14 protein-coding genes are annotated in these 14,526 nt (G+C 56.9%); 9 read left to right on the forward strand and 5 right to left on the reverse strand.

All coding sequences use genetic code 11. The annotated features are described in order from the left end of the window. Positions 1-8: 8 nt before the first annotated feature. Both DTA24_RS26550 and DTA24_RS26555 read right to left on the reverse strand, forming a co-directional pair. Positions 9-347, reverse strand: a complete 339-nt coding sequence (locus tag DTA24_RS26550; protein WP_008807319.1) for a helix-turn-helix domain-containing protein — start codon at positions 345-347, stop codon at positions 9-11. After that, positions 344-700, reverse strand: a complete 357-nt coding sequence (locus DTA24_RS26555; protein ID WP_012969165.1) for a type II toxin-antitoxin system RelE/ParE family toxin — start codon at positions 698-700, stop codon at positions 344-346. Before DTA24_RS26555 ends, DTA24_RS26550 begins: the two co-directional genes overlap by 4 nt. Positions 701-899: 199 nt before the next feature. On the opposite strand from DTA24_RS26555, the gene DTA24_RS26560 reads away from it, so the two are divergent. After that, positions 900-1,172 (forward strand): DUF3811 domain-containing protein, encoded by a 273-nt coding sequence (locus tag DTA24_RS26560; RefSeq protein WP_012969166.1) that lies wholly within the window; start codon positions 900-902, stop codon positions 1,170-1,172. Here DTA24_RS26560 and rluF read toward each other — a convergent pair. Continuing rightward, entirely contained in the window at positions 1,169-2,044 is an 876-nt protein-coding gene (gene rluF, locus DTA24_RS26565; protein WP_004178264.1) for a 23S rRNA pseudouridine(2604) synthase RluF, read from the reverse strand. The genes DTA24_RS26560 and rluF overlap by 4 nt on opposite strands. 349 nt (positions 2,045-2,393) lie before the next feature. On the opposite strand from rluF, the gene DTA24_RS26570 reads away from it, so the two are divergent. The 8 genes from DTA24_RS26570 (at position 2,394) to DTA24_RS26605 (ending at position 8,935) form a co-directional block, all read left to right on the forward strand. Beyond that, positions 2,394-3,341: a sugar-binding transcriptional regulator gene (locus tag DTA24_RS26570; protein WP_002884616.1), complete on the forward strand. Its 948-nt coding sequence runs from the start codon at positions 2,394-2,396 to the stop codon at positions 3,339-3,341. Between the two features lie 70 nt (positions 3,342-3,411). After that, the gene (locus tag DTA24_RS26575; RefSeq protein WP_022065225.1) at positions 3,412-4,215 is read left to right on the forward strand and encodes an SDR family oxidoreductase; all 804 of its coding nucleotides are present in this window, start codon (positions 3,412-3,414) and stop codon (positions 4,213-4,215) included. 9 nt (positions 4,216-4,224) lie between these two features. Further along, positions 4,225-4,632 (forward strand): PTS sugar transporter subunit IIA, encoded by a 408-nt coding sequence (locus DTA24_RS26580; protein WP_002884611.1) that lies wholly within the window; start codon positions 4,225-4,227, stop codon positions 4,630-4,632. After that, entirely contained in the window at positions 4,632-5,126 is a 495-nt protein-coding gene (locus DTA24_RS26585) for a mannose/fructose/sorbose PTS transporter subunit IIB (RefSeq protein WP_004151751.1), read from the forward strand. The genes DTA24_RS26580 and DTA24_RS26585 overlap by 1 nt, the downstream gene beginning before the upstream one ends. 65 nt (positions 5,127-5,191) lie before the next feature. Continuing rightward, positions 5,192-5,992, forward strand: coding sequence for a PTS mannose/fructose/sorbose transporter subunit IIC (locus DTA24_RS26590; protein WP_002884608.1), 801 nt, complete (start codon positions 5,192-5,194; stop codon positions 5,990-5,992). An 11-nt stretch (positions 5,993-6,003) separates the two neighbouring features. Then, positions 6,004-6,828, forward strand: coding sequence for a PTS system mannose/fructose/sorbose family transporter subunit IID (locus DTA24_RS26595; protein ID WP_002884590.1), 825 nt, complete (start codon positions 6,004-6,006; stop codon positions 6,826-6,828). Between the two features lie 72 nt (positions 6,829-6,900). Continuing rightward, positions 6,901-8,133 (forward strand): L-sorbose 1-phosphate reductase, encoded by a 1,233-nt coding sequence (sorE, locus tag DTA24_RS26600; protein WP_008807323.1) that lies wholly within the window; start codon positions 6,901-6,903, stop codon positions 8,131-8,133. Beyond that, a complete protein-coding gene (locus DTA24_RS26605) occupies positions 8,126-8,935 on the forward strand; it encodes a shikimate 5-dehydrogenase (protein ID WP_008807324.1) in 810 nt (269 codons plus the stop codon). Before sorE ends, DTA24_RS26605 begins: the two co-directional genes overlap by 8 nt. A gap of 87 nt (positions 8,936-9,022) precedes the next feature. Here the strand turns inward: DTA24_RS26605 and DTA24_RS26610 are convergent, their stop codons facing one another. Then, positions 9,023-10,654 carry a Na/Pi cotransporter family protein gene (locus DTA24_RS26610; RefSeq protein ID WP_008807325.1) on the reverse strand — a complete coding sequence of 544 codons (1,632 nt, stop codon included), beginning with the start codon at positions 10,652-10,654 and terminating at the stop codon, positions 9,023-9,025. A 130-nt stretch (positions 10,655-10,784) separates the two neighbouring features. Next, positions 10,785-14,468 (reverse strand): methionine synthase, encoded by a 3,684-nt coding sequence (metH, locus tag DTA24_RS26615; RefSeq protein ID WP_008807326.1) that lies wholly within the window; start codon positions 14,466-14,468, stop codon positions 10,785-10,787. Positions 14,469-14,526 lie beyond the last annotated feature (58 nt).

Raw genomic sequence — 14,526 nt, forward strand, 5'->3', positions numbered from 1 at the left:
CGTGTGCGTTATCCAATCTGCAAACGTACTGGTTTACCTAACTTCATTAACATCATGACTAACGCATCCAGGGTAAACTTACTGGTTTTCTGATTGACCACATCTGAAATACGCGGGCGCGAAATGCTCAACTTCGCGGCAGCATCGGCCTGCTTCAATTGATGTTCATCTATCCACTCAGCGATTTCCTGCATTAACTGTCGTTTAAGCGCCATCAACTGCTCAACTTCTTTTTCCGCTTGTCCCCGAAGCTGCTCTGCGTCAGCATCATCAAAGCCCAGTTCACTGAATATATTGCTCTCTTCAGAGGTCACATGACGAATACCATCCACCCTCTTACGATTCATTTATGACTCCTGTGTTCCTGCTGTATTACCTGCAAACGGTTTCTGACAATCTGTTTTTCGTGTTCGGCGGTACGCCGCGTCTTTTTGTTAAAACAGTGCAGGACATATATCGCCTCTGCAAAACGGGCCAGATAAATTACCCGATATGCACCGGAAAAGTGGCGCAGGCGGATTTCTTCAACGCCCCGCCCCAGTTGAGGCATCGCTTTCCAGTCCGCAGCCTCTAAACCCGACTGTAAACGATAAAGCTGGAATCCGGCATCTCTGCGGACGTCCTCAGGAAACTGGCGCAGATCGTCAAAGGAAGAGCCCATCCAGACGATACGCCTTAATTTCTGTTGCTGATTGAGCATACCACATCCTTGTATAAAATTTTATACATCTCCCGCCCAAAATTTGTCGTCGTTGGCCAGTAGGCGTGCCGTTACCCTAAGCCAGACCCGCGCACTGGTCACGAACGAGGGAAATATTCTGCGAGGCGCTTTCCGGATGCGTTCTATTTTGCGCTGATTGCCGTACACTGGGTGCTCTGGTCTGACTGAGGGCACCACCATGGCACTCCCCCGTATTACACAAAAAGAGATGACCGAGCGCGAACAGCGCGAATTGAAAACGCTGCTTGACCGCGCGCGTATTGCGCATGGCCGCCCGCTGAGCAATGCGGAAACGAACAGCGTGAAAAAGGAATATATCGATAAGCTGATGGCGCAGCGTGAAGCGGATGCGAAGAAAGCCCGCCAGGTGAAAAAACAGCAGGCTTATAAAACGGATAAAGAAGCGACCTTTTCCTGGTCGGCGAATACGCCGACCCGCGGCAGGCGTTAACGCCCTTTCTTTTTACGTCCCGGCTGGGTGAAACGTTTCCCGTTACCAGCCGGGCGGCCCTTATCGTTGCTATTTTCCATCTTCACCACCGGGCGCTTGATGCCGGGAGTCGCCGCTTTGGCCTTCGGCCTGGCTTTCGGCTTCGCTTCGGAAGAGGAGTTTTCAATCAGCTTGAACAGGTCGATCAGCTCGTCATCGGTTAGATCACGCCATTCACCCAAGGGGATCCCCGTCAGGCTCACGTTCATGATCCGCGTACGCTCAAGCTTCGTCACTTCATAGCCAAAGTGCTCGCACATACGACGGATCTGGCGATTCAGCCCCTGCACCAGAGTGATGCGGAAAACGAACGGCGCCTCTTTCTTCACTTTACATTTTTTCGTCACCGTCCCGAGAATCGGCACCCCCGCGCCCATCCCGCGAATGAACTCATCGGTCACCGGCTTATCGACCGTCACCAGATACTCTTTTTCATGGTCGTTGCCGGCGCGCAGGATCTTGTTCACCAGATCACCGTGGTTGGTGAGGAAGATCAGCCCCTGAGAATCTTTATCCAGACGGCCGATAGGGAAGATTCGCTTGCTGTGGTTGACGAAATCGACAATGTTGTCGCGCTCGCCGTCTTCCGTGGTGCTCACAATGCCGACCGGCTTATTCAGCGCAATCAGCACCAGATCATCCGCTTCACGCGGCTCAATCAACTGTCCGTTAACTTTGACTAAATCGCCAGGCTTCACCTGATCGCCAATGGTGGCGCGCTTGCCATTGATAAAGACGTTGCCTTGTTCAATAAAGCGGTCCGCTTCGCGACGCGAGCAGATGCCGCTTTCGCTGATGTATTTATTTAATCGGGTTGATGAGTCGGGCAGCATAGATTCTCCTGTAAAAGCGAAATATACCCTACCTTGTGGGCGAGAAAAAAGATGTGCCTTTGCGCCCTCCGGCGCAAGGTGTGATCGACTACGCCTTTTTTCACAAAAGTGTCCCGCTCAACGCCTGGCAACTTTGCATGATGAAATATCACAGAATCAGCGATTTAGCGTGCAATGCACAAAGGTGCCAACAACCCGCTATTGATAACGCAAATGTGCAAGATTATTCGCCAGATTAGGGTGATGAAATAAAAGAAAATCGCTTTAAACGGTGGCTCTAATAGGGTTATATCAGATCAACAGCACAAACCCGCGATTTGCACAAATGTGCAGGAGCCTGCAGATGACCATGGAAAACAGCGATGATATCCGGTTGATTGTCAAAATCGCCCAGCTCTATTACGAGCAGGATATGACTCAGGCGCAAATCGCTCGCGAGCTGGGGATCTATCGCACCACCATCAGTCGCCTGCTGAAGCGCGGCCGCGAGCAGGGCATTGTCACCATCGCCATCAACTATGACTACAACGAGAACCTGTGGCTCGAGCAACAGCTCAAGCAAAAATTTGGTCTGAAAGAGGCGGTGGTTGCCAGCAGTGATGGGCTGCTGGAAGAAGAACAGCTGAGTGCGATGGGCCAGCATGGCGCCCTGCTTGTCGATCGGTTGCTGGAGCCCGGCGATATCATCGGTTTTTCATGGGGTCGCGCCGTGCGTTCGCTGGTGGAGAACCTGCCGCAGGCCAGCCAGTCACGCCAGGTGATCTGCGTCCCCATCATCGGCGGGCCTTCCGGTAAACTGGAGAGCCGCTACCATGTGAATACGTTAACCTACGGCGCGGCAGCCAGACTGAAAGCGGAATCCCACCTTGCCGATTTTCCAGCTCTGCTGGATAACCCGCTGATCCGCAACGGCATCATGCAGTCCCAGCATTTTAAAACCATCTCATCCTACTGGGACAGCCTGGATGTGGCGCTGGTGGGTATTGGTTCACCGGCCATTCGCGACGGCGCAAACTGGCACGCCTTCTACGGCAGCGAAGAGAGCGACGATCTCAACGCCCGCCACGTCGCCGGGGATATCTGTTCGCGTTTCTACGATATTAACGGCGGGTTAGTCGATACCAATATGAGCGAAAAAACCCTGTCGATCGAAATGGCGAAGCTCCGCCAGGCTCGCTATTCCATCGGCATCGCCATGGGGGAAGAGAAATACTCTGGCATTCTTGGCGCATTGCACGGACGCTATATTAATTGTCTGGTGACAAACAGAGAAACGGCTGAGTTATTACTGAAATAACACACAGGATATGATTTCACGCAGCACCCGCTGCGGGGGATCCCTTTATCTAAAGAAATGGGAGTGAATAATGAATACCTGGTTAAATTTAAAAGATAACATCATTATCGTGACCGGCGGCGCCTCGGGAATTGGGCTGGCCATTGTCGATGAATTATTATCACAAGGTGCTCATGTCCAGATGATTGATATTCATGGCGGCGATCGTCATCACAATGGCGATAATTATCACTTCTGGCCGACGGATATTTCCAGCGCGACAGAGGTGCAACAGACTATCGATGCCATTATTCAGCGCTGGTCGCGTATTGATGGTTTGGTCAATAACGCTGGCGTGAATTTCCCGCGTTTATTAGTCGACGAAAAAGCACCGGCCGGCCGCTATGAATTAAACGAAGCCGCTTTTGAAAAAATGGTCAATATCAACCAGAAAGGGGTGTTTTTCATGTCGCAGGCGGTGGCGCGTCAAATGGTCAAACAGCGCGCCGGTGTGATTGTCAATGTCTCTTCGGAGAGCGGCCTGGAAGGCTCTGAAGGTCAAAGCTGCTACGCCGCGACCAAGGCCGCGCTCAACAGCTTTACCCGCTCCTGGTCCAAAGAATTGGGTAAATATGGGATCCGCGTGGTCGGCGTTGCGCCGGGGATCCTCGAAAAAACCGGTCTGCGGACACCGGAATATGAAGAGGCGCTGGCCTGGACGCGCAATATCACCGTCGAGCAACTTCGCGAGGGATATACCAAAAACGCCATTCCCATCGGGCGGGCAGGAAAGCTCTCGGAAGTGGCTGATTTTGTTTGCTATCTCTTGTCAGCGCGCGCCAGCTACATCACTGGAGTCACCACTAACATTGCCGGCGGAAAAACGCGCGGTTAAGGAGGCAGTATGGTTCACGCTATCTTCTGCGCCCACGGCCAGCTGGCCGGGGCCATGCTTGATTCGGTATGCATGGTCTACGGCGAGGTTAACGTCAGCGCCGTCGCGTTTGTCCCCGGCGAAAACGCGGCGGATATCGCCATTAACCTGGAAAAGTTAGTAAGCGCCCACACCGATGAGGAGTGGGTAATCGCGGTAGATTTGCAGTGCGGAAGCCCATGGAATGCCGCAGCCGGGCTGGCAATGCGTCACCCGCAGATCCGGGTGATTAGCGGCCTGTCGCTGCCGCTGGCGCTCGAGCTGGTGGATAACCAGCATACCCTGAGCGCCGATGACTTATGCCAGCATCTGCAGGCCATCGCCAGTCAGTGCTGTGTGGTCTGGCAGCAGCCAGAAACCGTTGAGGAGGAGTTCTGATGCAAATTACCCTCGCCCGTATTGATGACCGACTGATTCATGGCCAGGTCACCACCGTGTGGTCAAAAGTCGCCAACGCCCAGCGGATAATTATCTGCAATGACGATGTATTTAACGATGAGGTTCGCCGGACCCTGTTGCGCCAGGCGGCTCCGCCAGGCATGAAGGTAAACGTTGTCAGTCTGGAAAAAGCGGTTGCGGTCTATCATAACCCGCAATATCAGGACGAGACCGTCTTTTATTTATTTACCAATCCACACGATGTTTTAACGATGGTGCGCCAGGGCGTGCAGATCGCCACGTTAAATATTGGTGGCATGGCCTGGCGACCCGGTAAAAAACAGCTAACCAAAGCCGTTTCTTTGGATCCGCAGGATATTCAGGCATTCCGTGAACTCGATAAACTGGGCGTAAAACTCGATTTACGCGTGGTCGCATCAGATCCGTCAGTCAATATTCTCGACAAAATTAACGAAACAGCTTTCTGCGAATAAAAAATAGCGCCTGTTGTGATATGCCGTAGCAGGCAGGATGACTCACACCTTAAAGGTCAAAAATTATGGAAATTAGTACCCTACAGATAATAGCCATATTTATTTTTTCCTGTATTGCCGGAATGGGCAGCGTGCTGGATGAATTTCAGACCCATCGGCCCCTTATCGCCTGTACCGTGATTGGCCTCATCCTGGGCGATTTAAAAACCGGGGTTATGCTCGGCGGTACGCTGGAGCTGATCGCCCTCGGCTGGATGAACGTGGGGGCAGCGCAGTCGCCAGATTCGGCGCTGGCCAGCATTATCTCCGCCATTCTGGTGATTGTGGGCCACCAGAGCATTGCCACCGGTATCGCCATTGCTCTGCCGGTGGCCGCCGCCGGGCAGGTGCTGACCGTTTTCGCTCGCACCATTACCGTGGTGTTCCAGCACGCCGCGGACAAAGCGGCCGAGGAGGCGCGCTTTCGCACCATCGACCTGCTGCATGTCTCCGCGCTGGGGGTGCAGGCACTGCGCGTGGCAATCCCGGCGCTGGTGGTCTCGCTGTTCGTTAGCGCGGATATGGTCAGCAGTATGCTCAGCGCGATCCCGGAATTCGTCACCCGCGGCCTGCAGATTGCCGGTGGTTTCATTGTCGTCGTGGGCTACGCGATGGTGCTGCGAATGATGGGCGTGAAATACCTGATGCCCTTCTTTTTCCTCGGTTTTCTCGCCGGGGGTTATCTCGACTTCAGCCTGCTGGCCTTCGGCGGCGTGGGCGTCATCATCGCGCTGATCTACATCCAGCTCAATCCACAGTGGCGTAAGGCTGAACCCGCCGCCTCCACTGCCCCCTCTGCCCCCGCCCTTGACCAGCTTGACGACTAATGGAGCCGAAAATGGAACAGAAAAAAATCACGCAAGGCGACCTGGTGAGCATGTTTCTCCGCTCCAACCTCCAGCAGGCCTCCTTTAACTTCGAACGTATTCATGGCCTGGGATTTTGCTACGACATGATCCCGGCGATCAAACGCCTGTATCCGCTCAAAGCCGATCAGGTCGCGGCGCTGAAGCGTCATCTGGTGTTCTTTAATACCACGCCGGCGGTGTGTGGCCCGGTGATCGGCGTCACCGCCGCCATGGAGGAGGCCCGGGCTAACGGCGCGGCCATTGACGATGGCGCTATCAACGGCATCAAAGTGGGTCTGATGGGCCCGCTGGCCGGCGTCGGCGACCCGCTGGTCTGGGGCACGCTGCGGCCGATTACCGCGGCCCTTGGCGCCTCGCTGGCCCTCTCCGGCAACATTCTGGGACCTTTGTTATTTTTCTTTATTTTCAATGCAGTGCGGCTGGCAATGAAGTGGTACGGCCTGCAACTGGGCTTCCGTAAAGGGGTCAATATCGTCAGCGATATGGGCGGTAACCTGCTGCAGAAGCTGACCGAAGGCGCCTCCATTCTCGGCCTGTTTGTCATGGGGGTGCTGGTGACCAAATGGACCACCATCAATGTGCCGCTGGTGGTTTCCCAAACGCCCGGTGCAGACGGCGCCACCGTCACGATGACCGTCCAGAACATCCTCGATCAGCTCTGCCCCGGCCTGCTGGCGCTGGGCCTGACGCTACTGATGGTGCGTCTGCTGAACAAGAAAGTGAATCCGGTCTGGCTGATTTTCGCCCTTTTCGGCTTAGGCATTATCGGCAACGCCCTCGGCTTTCTGTCCTGATTATTCCGCCCCGGCGATGCCGGGGTGACGTCAACAACATAGCCCCGAAAGATGAAGGGGATGAGGTGGTTTATGCAAACAACAACGGCCCTGCGCCTGTATGGCAAACGAGACCTGCGCCTGGAAACCTTTACCCTCCCGGCGATGCAGGACGATGAGATCCTCGCCCGGGTGGTCACGGACAGCCTGTGTCTTTCCTCATGGAAAGAGGCCAATCAGGGTGCCGATCATAAAAAGGTGCCAGATGATGTGGCCACCAGGCCCATTATTATCGGTCATGAATTCTGCGGCGAAATCCTTGCCGTCGGTAAAAAGTGGCAGCATAAGTTTCAGCCAGGGCAGCGCTACGTGATCCAGGCCAACCTGCAGTTGCCCGACCGACCCGACTGCCCCGGCTACTCATTCCCATGGATCGGTGGCGAAGCCACCCATGTGGTGATCCCCAATGAGGTGATGGCGCAGGATTGCCTGCTCACCTGGGAGGGGGATACCTGGTTTGAAGGATCGCTGGTGGAGCCGCTCTCCTGCGTCATTGGCGCTTTCAACGCCAATTATCATCTGCAGGAGGGGAGTTACAACCACGTGATGGGGATCCGTCCTCAGGGACGCACTCTGATCCTGGGCGGGACGGGGCCGATGGGGCTGCTGGCTATCGACTATGCGCTGCACGGCCCCATCAATCCTTCACTACTGGTAGTGACCGATACCAATAAGCCGAAGCTCAGCTACGCCCGCCGTCATTACCCCTCTGAGCCGCAGACGCTGATCCACTACCTCGACGGCCATGAGGCCAGTCGCGATACGCTGCTGGCGCTCAGCGGCGGCCATGGCTTCGACGATATCTTCGTGTTTGTGCCAAACGAACAGCTGATCACCCTGGCCTCCTCGTTGCTGGCCCCGGACGGCTGCCTGAATTTCTTTGCTGGCCCCCAGGATAAGCAATTCAGCGCCCCGATCAACTTCTACGACGTGCACTACGCCTTTACCCACTACGTCGGCACCTCCGGCGGTAATACTGACGATATGCGCGCCGCGGTGGCGCTGATGCAGGCGAAAAAGGTCCAGACGGCGAAAGTGGTCACCCATATTCTCGGCCTGAACGCCGCGGGCGAAACCACCCTCGATCTGCCTGCCGTCGGCGGGGGAAAAAAGCTGGTGTATACTGGAAAAGCCTTCCCGCTCACGCCGCTGGGCGAGATCGCCGATCCCGAACTGGCAGCGATTGTGGCGCGTCACCATGGGATCTGGTCCCAGGAGGCTGAAGCGTATCTGCTGGCCCACGCGGAGGATATTACGCATGATTAACCGCGATACGCTGCTGTGCATCTCCCTGGCGGGTCGCCCCGGCAACTTCGGCACCCGCTTTCATAACTATCTGTATGACAAGCTGGGATTGAACTACCTCTACAAAGCCTTTACGACTAAGGATATTGAGGCGGCGGTAAAAGGGGTTCGCGCATTGGGTATCCGCGGCTGTGCGGTCTCCATGCCGTTTAAAGAGAGCTGCATACCGTTTCTTGACGCGATCGATCCGTCAGCAAAAGTCATCGACTCCGTCAACACCATCGTCAATGACGACGGGAAGTTAACCGGGCTAAACACCGATTACATCGCGGTCAAAAGCCTGATCGCCAGCCATCGGCTCGATACCAACGCCAGAGTGATGATTCAGGGTAGCGGCGGCATGGGGAAAGCCGTCATTGCCGCCTTCCGTGATGCCGGTTTCCGCGACGTGATCATTGCGGCCCGCAATCGCCAGCGCGGCCTGGCGCTGGCAAAACAGTATGGCTTTCAGTGGCAGCCCCTGCCCGAAGGGATCGCAGCCGAGATTCTGGTCAATGTCACACCGCTGGGCATGGCAGGGGGAGCGGAAAGTAACACGCTGGCGTTCAGCAAGGCCATGGTGGCCCAGGCCAGCGTCGTGTTTGACGTGGTCGCGTTGCCGGCGGAAACTCCGCTGATCCGCCTGGCGCAACAACGGGGTAAGCAAACCATCAGCGGTGCGGAAGTCATTGCCCTGCAAGCTGTCGAGCAGTTCGCCCTTTATACCGGCGTACGACCGGATAACGCGCTGGTGGCAGAAGCCTCGGCGTTTGCCAGAAGCTAGGATGTCCCTCCCGGGAAGGCGTCAGCCACGTCCCGGGAGGGCTACCTCGCCAGAAAAGAAGCGACATAGACGGAAAAATAATCCGTCTCAGTAGTCATCCCGTTCGTCGTCTTCATCCGGCTGCTCCATCACGCTGTAAGCCACTGAGCAGAACAGGCTGTTCAGACGCTTCATATCCCCCAGCAGCGCCAGGTGCAACGTACTGGTTTCGATACTCTGCACGTTCTGCTGATGCAGACGGTCAACGTGCGCATGCGAGTAACGGCGGTTAAGAATGCGGAACCGGTGTTTGCTGCGCCGCAGACGGCGGGCGCTGGGTACATCGCTGGAGAAGAAGACCGACATCGCCAGCTGCAGATTGCTGAGCAGCAGATCGTACAGCGCATCCAGCTCCTTTAACCCTTCCACCGAGAAGGCGCGCCGCGCCGCCAGCGATTTATCGGCGATCTCGCTGCCCATCCGCTCGACGATATCGGACGCCTGCTCGAGGTTTAGCGACATCTCAATGATTTCCGCCCAGCGCCGGGACTCCTCCTCCGCCAGCTCATCCTTTGGCATTCGCGCCAGATAGAGCTTAATGGCGGTGTAGAGCACGTTGATATCGTCCGCCATACGACGTAGCTCTTTCTCCTGACGCGGTTCGCCATGCATCACTTTATGCAGGCTCCCCAGCATCTGCTCCATCGCATCTCCAATGCGCAGCGTCTCGCGCGCGGCATTGGCCAGCGCCAGCGCTGGCGTATCCAGCGCCGACGGGTCAAGATGCTTGGGTTTCAGCTGGTTATCCAGCTCGGGCTCATCGCGGATCATACGCTGGCACAGCTTCGCCATCGGTCCGGCAAAGGGCACCATCGCGATGCAGCGCAGCAGGTTATAAAAGACGTGGAAGTAGATAACCAGCTCAGACTCCGCCAACGGCAGCTTGTGCATCGCCGCGGCCAGCGGATGGACAAATGGCAGAATAATCAGGCTCCCCACCAGCTTAAACAGCAGGCTACCCAGCGCCACGCGGCGCGCCGCCGCGTTTGCCGCGCTGTTGTTGAGCATCGCCAACAGCCCGGAGCCCAGGTTGGCGCCAATTACCAGGCACAGCGCCACCGGGAAGGAGATTGCTCCCGCCGCGGTCAGCGTCGCCGTCAGCAGCACCGCCGCCAGGCTGGAGTAGCTGATGATCGCGAATACGGCGCCAATTAAGGCATCCAGCATGATATCGCCGGTCAGCGAGGCGAAAATCACCTGCACGCCGTTGGCCTGGGTGATGGGGTTCACGGCCTGCACAATCAGCTCCAGGGCCAGCAGGATCAGCCCCAGACCAATCCCCACTCGCCCCAGCTGCCCGGCGCGGGTTTGCTTGCGGCCAAGGAAGAAGATCACCCCGATAAAAATGAGTAGCGGCGATAGCCACGACAGGTCGAAGGTCAGCACCCTCGCCATCAGCGCCGTCCCGACGTCGGCCCCCAGCACCATTACCAGCGCTGGCGTCAGGCCCACCAGATCCTGGGCGACAAACGAGGTCACCAGCATGGTGGTGGCATTGCTGCTTTGCACCAGCGCAGTGACGCCAAGACCCGCGCAGAAGGCGAGCGGCTTTTTCTCTACGCTGCTACTGAGAACGGTACGCAGGCGAGCGCCATAGACGCGCATCACCCCGGTACGCACAATATGCGTGCCCCACACCAGCAGAGCAACCGCGGACAACAGGTGTAGCAGAGTTAACACGGAATCAGCTTCTCCTTATCGTTATAGGTTTTCCGAAGATCAGGAACCTCTCTCAGTATAAGGGGTTAACCTCAATAAAGAGACAAGGCGCTCACAGAGCGCCTTGTTTGTTGTAAGGAAAGGTGACGATTTAGTCGGCATCATAGCCCAGATTAGGCGCTAACCAGCGCTCGACTTCCGCCGGGGTCATCCCTTTACGCAGCGCGTAGTCTTCGACCTGGTCGCGCTGGATCTGCGCCACGGCGAAGTACTTGCTGTCCGGATGGCTGAAGTACCAGCCGGAAACCGATGCCCCCGGCCACATGGCGAACGATTCGGTCAGCTTCATGCCGGTATGGGCTTCGACGTCCAGCAGCTGCCAGATGGTGCCTTTTTCGGTGTGCTCCGGACAGGCCGGATACCCCGGCGCCGGACGGATCCCCTGGTAGTTCTCGCGGATAAGCTCCTCATTGCTGAGGTTCTCATTGGCCGCATACCCCCAGTAGACCTTACGCACTTTCTCGTGCAGATACTCGGCGAAGGCTTCCGCCAGACGATCGGCGATGGCCTTGATCATGATCTTGTTATAGTCATCATGCTGCGCTTCATAGGCGTCCGCCAGCGCGTCCTCTTCCAGGCCGCCGGTCACGGCAAAGGCGCCGATGTAGTCCGCCTTGCCGCTCAGCTTCGGCGCGACAAAATCGGCGAGGCAGTAGTTCGCGAAGCCGACCTTTTCCGTCTGCTGGCGCAGGTGATGGCTCACCGTCAGCACATGGGTGCGGGTTTCATCGCGATAAATTTCAATATCGTCGCCAATGCGGTTGGCCGGGAACAACCCGACCACGCCGCGCGGGTTCAGGGTTTTCTCTGCGCTGAGTTTATCTAACAAATCGTTGGCGTCTTTGAACAGGCGCTGTGCCTCTTCGCCCACCACTTCATCCTCCAGAATCCGCGGGTATTTGCCCGCCAGCGACCAGGTCATGAAGAACGGCGTCCAGTCGATGTAGTTGCGCAGCGTCTCGATGCTCGCTTCCACCTCCTGTACCCCCAGGCGATGGGCCACCGGCGGCGTGTAGCTCTCCCAGTCGAAGGCCAGATCGTTTTCCCGCGCGGCGGCCAGGGTCACCGGCGGCGTGCGCGGTTTTTTACGCCCATGCTGGATACGCACGGTCTCATACTCTTTACGCGTGCGGGCGACAAAATCATCGCGCTGCGTATCCGAGAGCAGCGCAGCCACCACCCCGACGGTGCGCGAGGCGTTCTGTACGTAAACGGTCGGGCCACTGTAGTTCTGCTCGATTTTCACCGCCGTATGCGCTTTCGAGGTAGTCGCGCCACCGATCAGCAGCGGGATGGTAAAGCCCTGGCGCTCCATCTCTTTCGCCACGTTAACCATCTCGTCCAGTGACGGAGTAATCAGCCCGGAAAGGCCGATCAGATCCGCATTGACCTCTTTGGCGGTTTTGAGAATTTTATCTGCCGGGACCATCACGCCAAGATCGATAATTTCGTAGTTATTACACTGCAGCACCACGCCGACGATGTTTTTACCGATGTCGTGAACGTCGCCTTTTACGGTGGCAATCACCATTTTGCCGTTACTGGAGCCCTGTTCTTTGCTGGCTTCGATATAAGGTTCGAGGTAGGCCACCGCCTGTTTCATCACGCGAGCGGATTTCACCACCTGCGGCAGGAACATTTTACCTTCGCCGAACAGGTCGCCGACCACGTTCATGCCGTCCATCAGCGGCCCTTCAATCACCTCAATCGGGCGGGCAGCCTGCTGACGCGCCTCTTCGGTGTCCTGTTCGATAAATTCAGTAATGCCCTTCACCAGCGAATATTCGAGACGCTTTTTCACGTCCCAACTGCGCCATTCCGCCTGCTGAGCATTCGCGCCGTCGTCCGCTTTGCTGCCGCGATATTTTTCCGCCAGCTCAAGTAACCGTTCGGTACTGTCATCGCGGCGGTTAAGGATCACATCTTCGACCGCGTCGCGCAGCTCGCCCGGCAGATCGTCGTAAATCGCCAGCTGGCCGGCGTTGACGATCCCCATATCCATGCCGTTACGGATCGCGTAGTAGAGGAACACGGCGTGGATCGCCTCACGTACCGGGTCATTACCGCGGAACGAGAACGACACGTTGGAGACGCCGCCGGAGATCAGCGCATGCGGCAGCTCGCGTTTGATGTCTTCGCAGGCGCCGATAAAGTCCTGCGCATAGTTATTGTGCTCTTCGATACCGGTCGCTACCGCAAAGATATTGGGATCAAAGATGATATCTTCTGGCGGGAAGCCGACCTCTTCAGTGAGAATTTTGTAAGCGCGACGGCAAATCTCAATTTTGCGTTCGCGGGTGTCGGCCTGGCCCACTTCGTCAAAGGCCATCACCACTACCGCGGCGCCATAACGGCGAACCAGCTTCGCATGGTGGATAAAAGGTTCAACGCCCTCTTTCATCGAAATCGAGTTAACAATGCCTTTGCCCTGAATGCATTTCAAACCCTTTTCAATGACTTCCCACTTGGAGGAGTCGATCATGATCGGCACGCGGGCAATGTCCGGCTCGCCGGCAATCAGGTTGAGGAAGCGCACCATCGCCGCTTCCGCGTCGAGCATCCCCTCATCCATGTTTATATCGATAATCTGCGCGCCGCTTTCGACCTGCTGACGGGCAACGTCCAGCGCTTCGCTGTACTTCTCTTCTTTGATCAAGCGCTTAAATTTCGCCGAGCCGGTGACGTTGGTACGTTCGCCGACGTTAACGAACAGGCTGTCGTCGCCGATGTTCAGCGGCTCCAGGCCGGCGAGGCGGCAGGCCACCGGCAGTTCCGGCAACTGGCGCGGCGGTAAACCGGCCACCGCCCGGCTCATGGCGGCGATATGCTCCGGAGTCGTACCGCAGCAGCCGCCAACGATATTGAGGAAACCGGCTTCCGCCCATTCGCGAATTTGCGTCGCCATGGTGTCGGCATCCAGATCGTATTCACCGAAGGCGTTGGGCAGACCGGCGTTCGGGTGCGCCGTGACGTAGCATTCGGCGATGCGCGACAGCTCCTGGACATACTGCCGCAGTTCGTCCGGCCCGAGGGCGCAGTTCAGACCAAACGATAAGGCTTCGGCGTGACGCAGCGAGTTATAAAAGGCTTCGGTGGTCTGTCCGGAAAGCGTGCGGCCGGACGCATCGGTGATGGTGCCGGAGATCATCAGCGGCAGGTCAACGCCCAGCGCCTCCAGCTCCTCTTTCACCGCATAGATGGCCGCCTTGGCGTTCAGAGTATCAAATACCGTTTCAATCAGGATCAGATCCACGCCACCTTCCACCAGCGCCCGGGTGGATTCGCGATAGGCGGCCACCAGCTGGTCAAAGGTAATATTACGGAACGCCGGATCGTTCACATCAGGCGAGATAGAGGCGGTACGGTTGGTCGGGCCAAGCACGCCCGCGACGTAGCGCGGTTTTTCCGGCGTGCGGGCCGTCCAGGCGTCGGCGCTGGCGCGGGCCAGCTTCGCCGCGGCAAAGTTGATCTCGGCCGACAGGGATTCCATCTGGTAATCCGCCATCGCGATGGTCGTCGAGTTAAAGGTGTTGGTCTCAATGATATCCGCACCGGCCTCGAAGTAGGCGTCGTGGATCTCGCGGATCACCTCGGGCTTGCTGAGCACCAGCAGGTCGTTGTTGCCTTTCAGGTCGCACGGCCAGTCAGCAAAGCGCTCACCGCGAAAGTCCTGCTCACTCAGACGATAGCCCTGGATCATGGTGCCCATGCCCCCATCCAGAACCAGAATACGTTCTTTTAACTGCTGATGCAGTTGCTCAACTTTGCTGCTCACACTTGCTCCCGACAACGCTCAACTCAGGCCAAATAGCCAACAAACCATACTGGCATAA

It is taken from the genome of Klebsiella sp. P1CD1 (genome assembly GCF_003790505.1).
Classification (GTDB): domain Bacteria; phylum Pseudomonadota; class Gammaproteobacteria; order Enterobacterales; family Enterobacteriaceae; genus Klebsiella; species Klebsiella variicola.

Bases quoted from the DNA above. Each gene is read 5' to 3' on its own strand.
- DTA24_RS26555 (WP_012969165.1), bottom strand. From the start codon at position 700: ATGCTCAATCAGCAACAGAAATTAAGGCGTATCGTCTGGATGGGCTCT.
- DTA24_RS26585 (WP_004151751.1), top strand. From the start codon at position 4,632: ATGCAAATTACCCTCGCCCGTATTGATGACCGACTGATTCATGGCCAG.
- DTA24_RS26550 (WP_008807319.1), bottom strand. From the start codon at position 347: ATGAATCGTAAGAGGGTGGATGGTATTCGTCATGTGACCTCTGAAGAG.
- sorE (WP_008807323.1), top strand. From the start codon at position 6,901: ATGCAAACAACAACGGCCCTGCGCCTGTATGGCAAACGAGACCTGCGC.
- rluF (WP_004178264.1), bottom strand. From the start codon at position 2,044: ATGCTGCCCGACTCATCAACCCGATTAAATAAATACATCAGCGAAAGC.
- DTA24_RS26605 (WP_008807324.1), top strand. From the start codon at position 8,126: ATGATTAACCGCGATACGCTGCTGTGCATCTCCCTGGCGGGTCGCCCC.
- DTA24_RS26590 (WP_002884608.1), top strand. From the start codon at position 5,192: ATGGAAATTAGTACCCTACAGATAATAGCCATATTTATTTTTTCCTGT.
- DTA24_RS26575 (WP_022065225.1), top strand. From the start codon at position 3,412: ATGAATACCTGGTTAAATTTAAAAGATAACATCATTATCGTGACCGGC.
- DTA24_RS26570 (WP_002884616.1), top strand. From the start codon at position 2,394: ATGGAAAACAGCGATGATATCCGGTTGATTGTCAAAATCGCCCAGCTC.
- DTA24_RS26560 (WP_012969166.1), top strand. From the start codon at position 900: ATGGCACTCCCCCGTATTACACAAAAAGAGATGACCGAGCGCGAACAG.
- DTA24_RS26580 (WP_002884611.1), top strand. From the start codon at position 4,225: ATGGTTCACGCTATCTTCTGCGCCCACGGCCAGCTGGCCGGGGCCATG.
- DTA24_RS26595 (WP_002884590.1), top strand. From the start codon at position 6,004: ATGGAACAGAAAAAAATCACGCAAGGCGACCTGGTGAGCATGTTTCTC.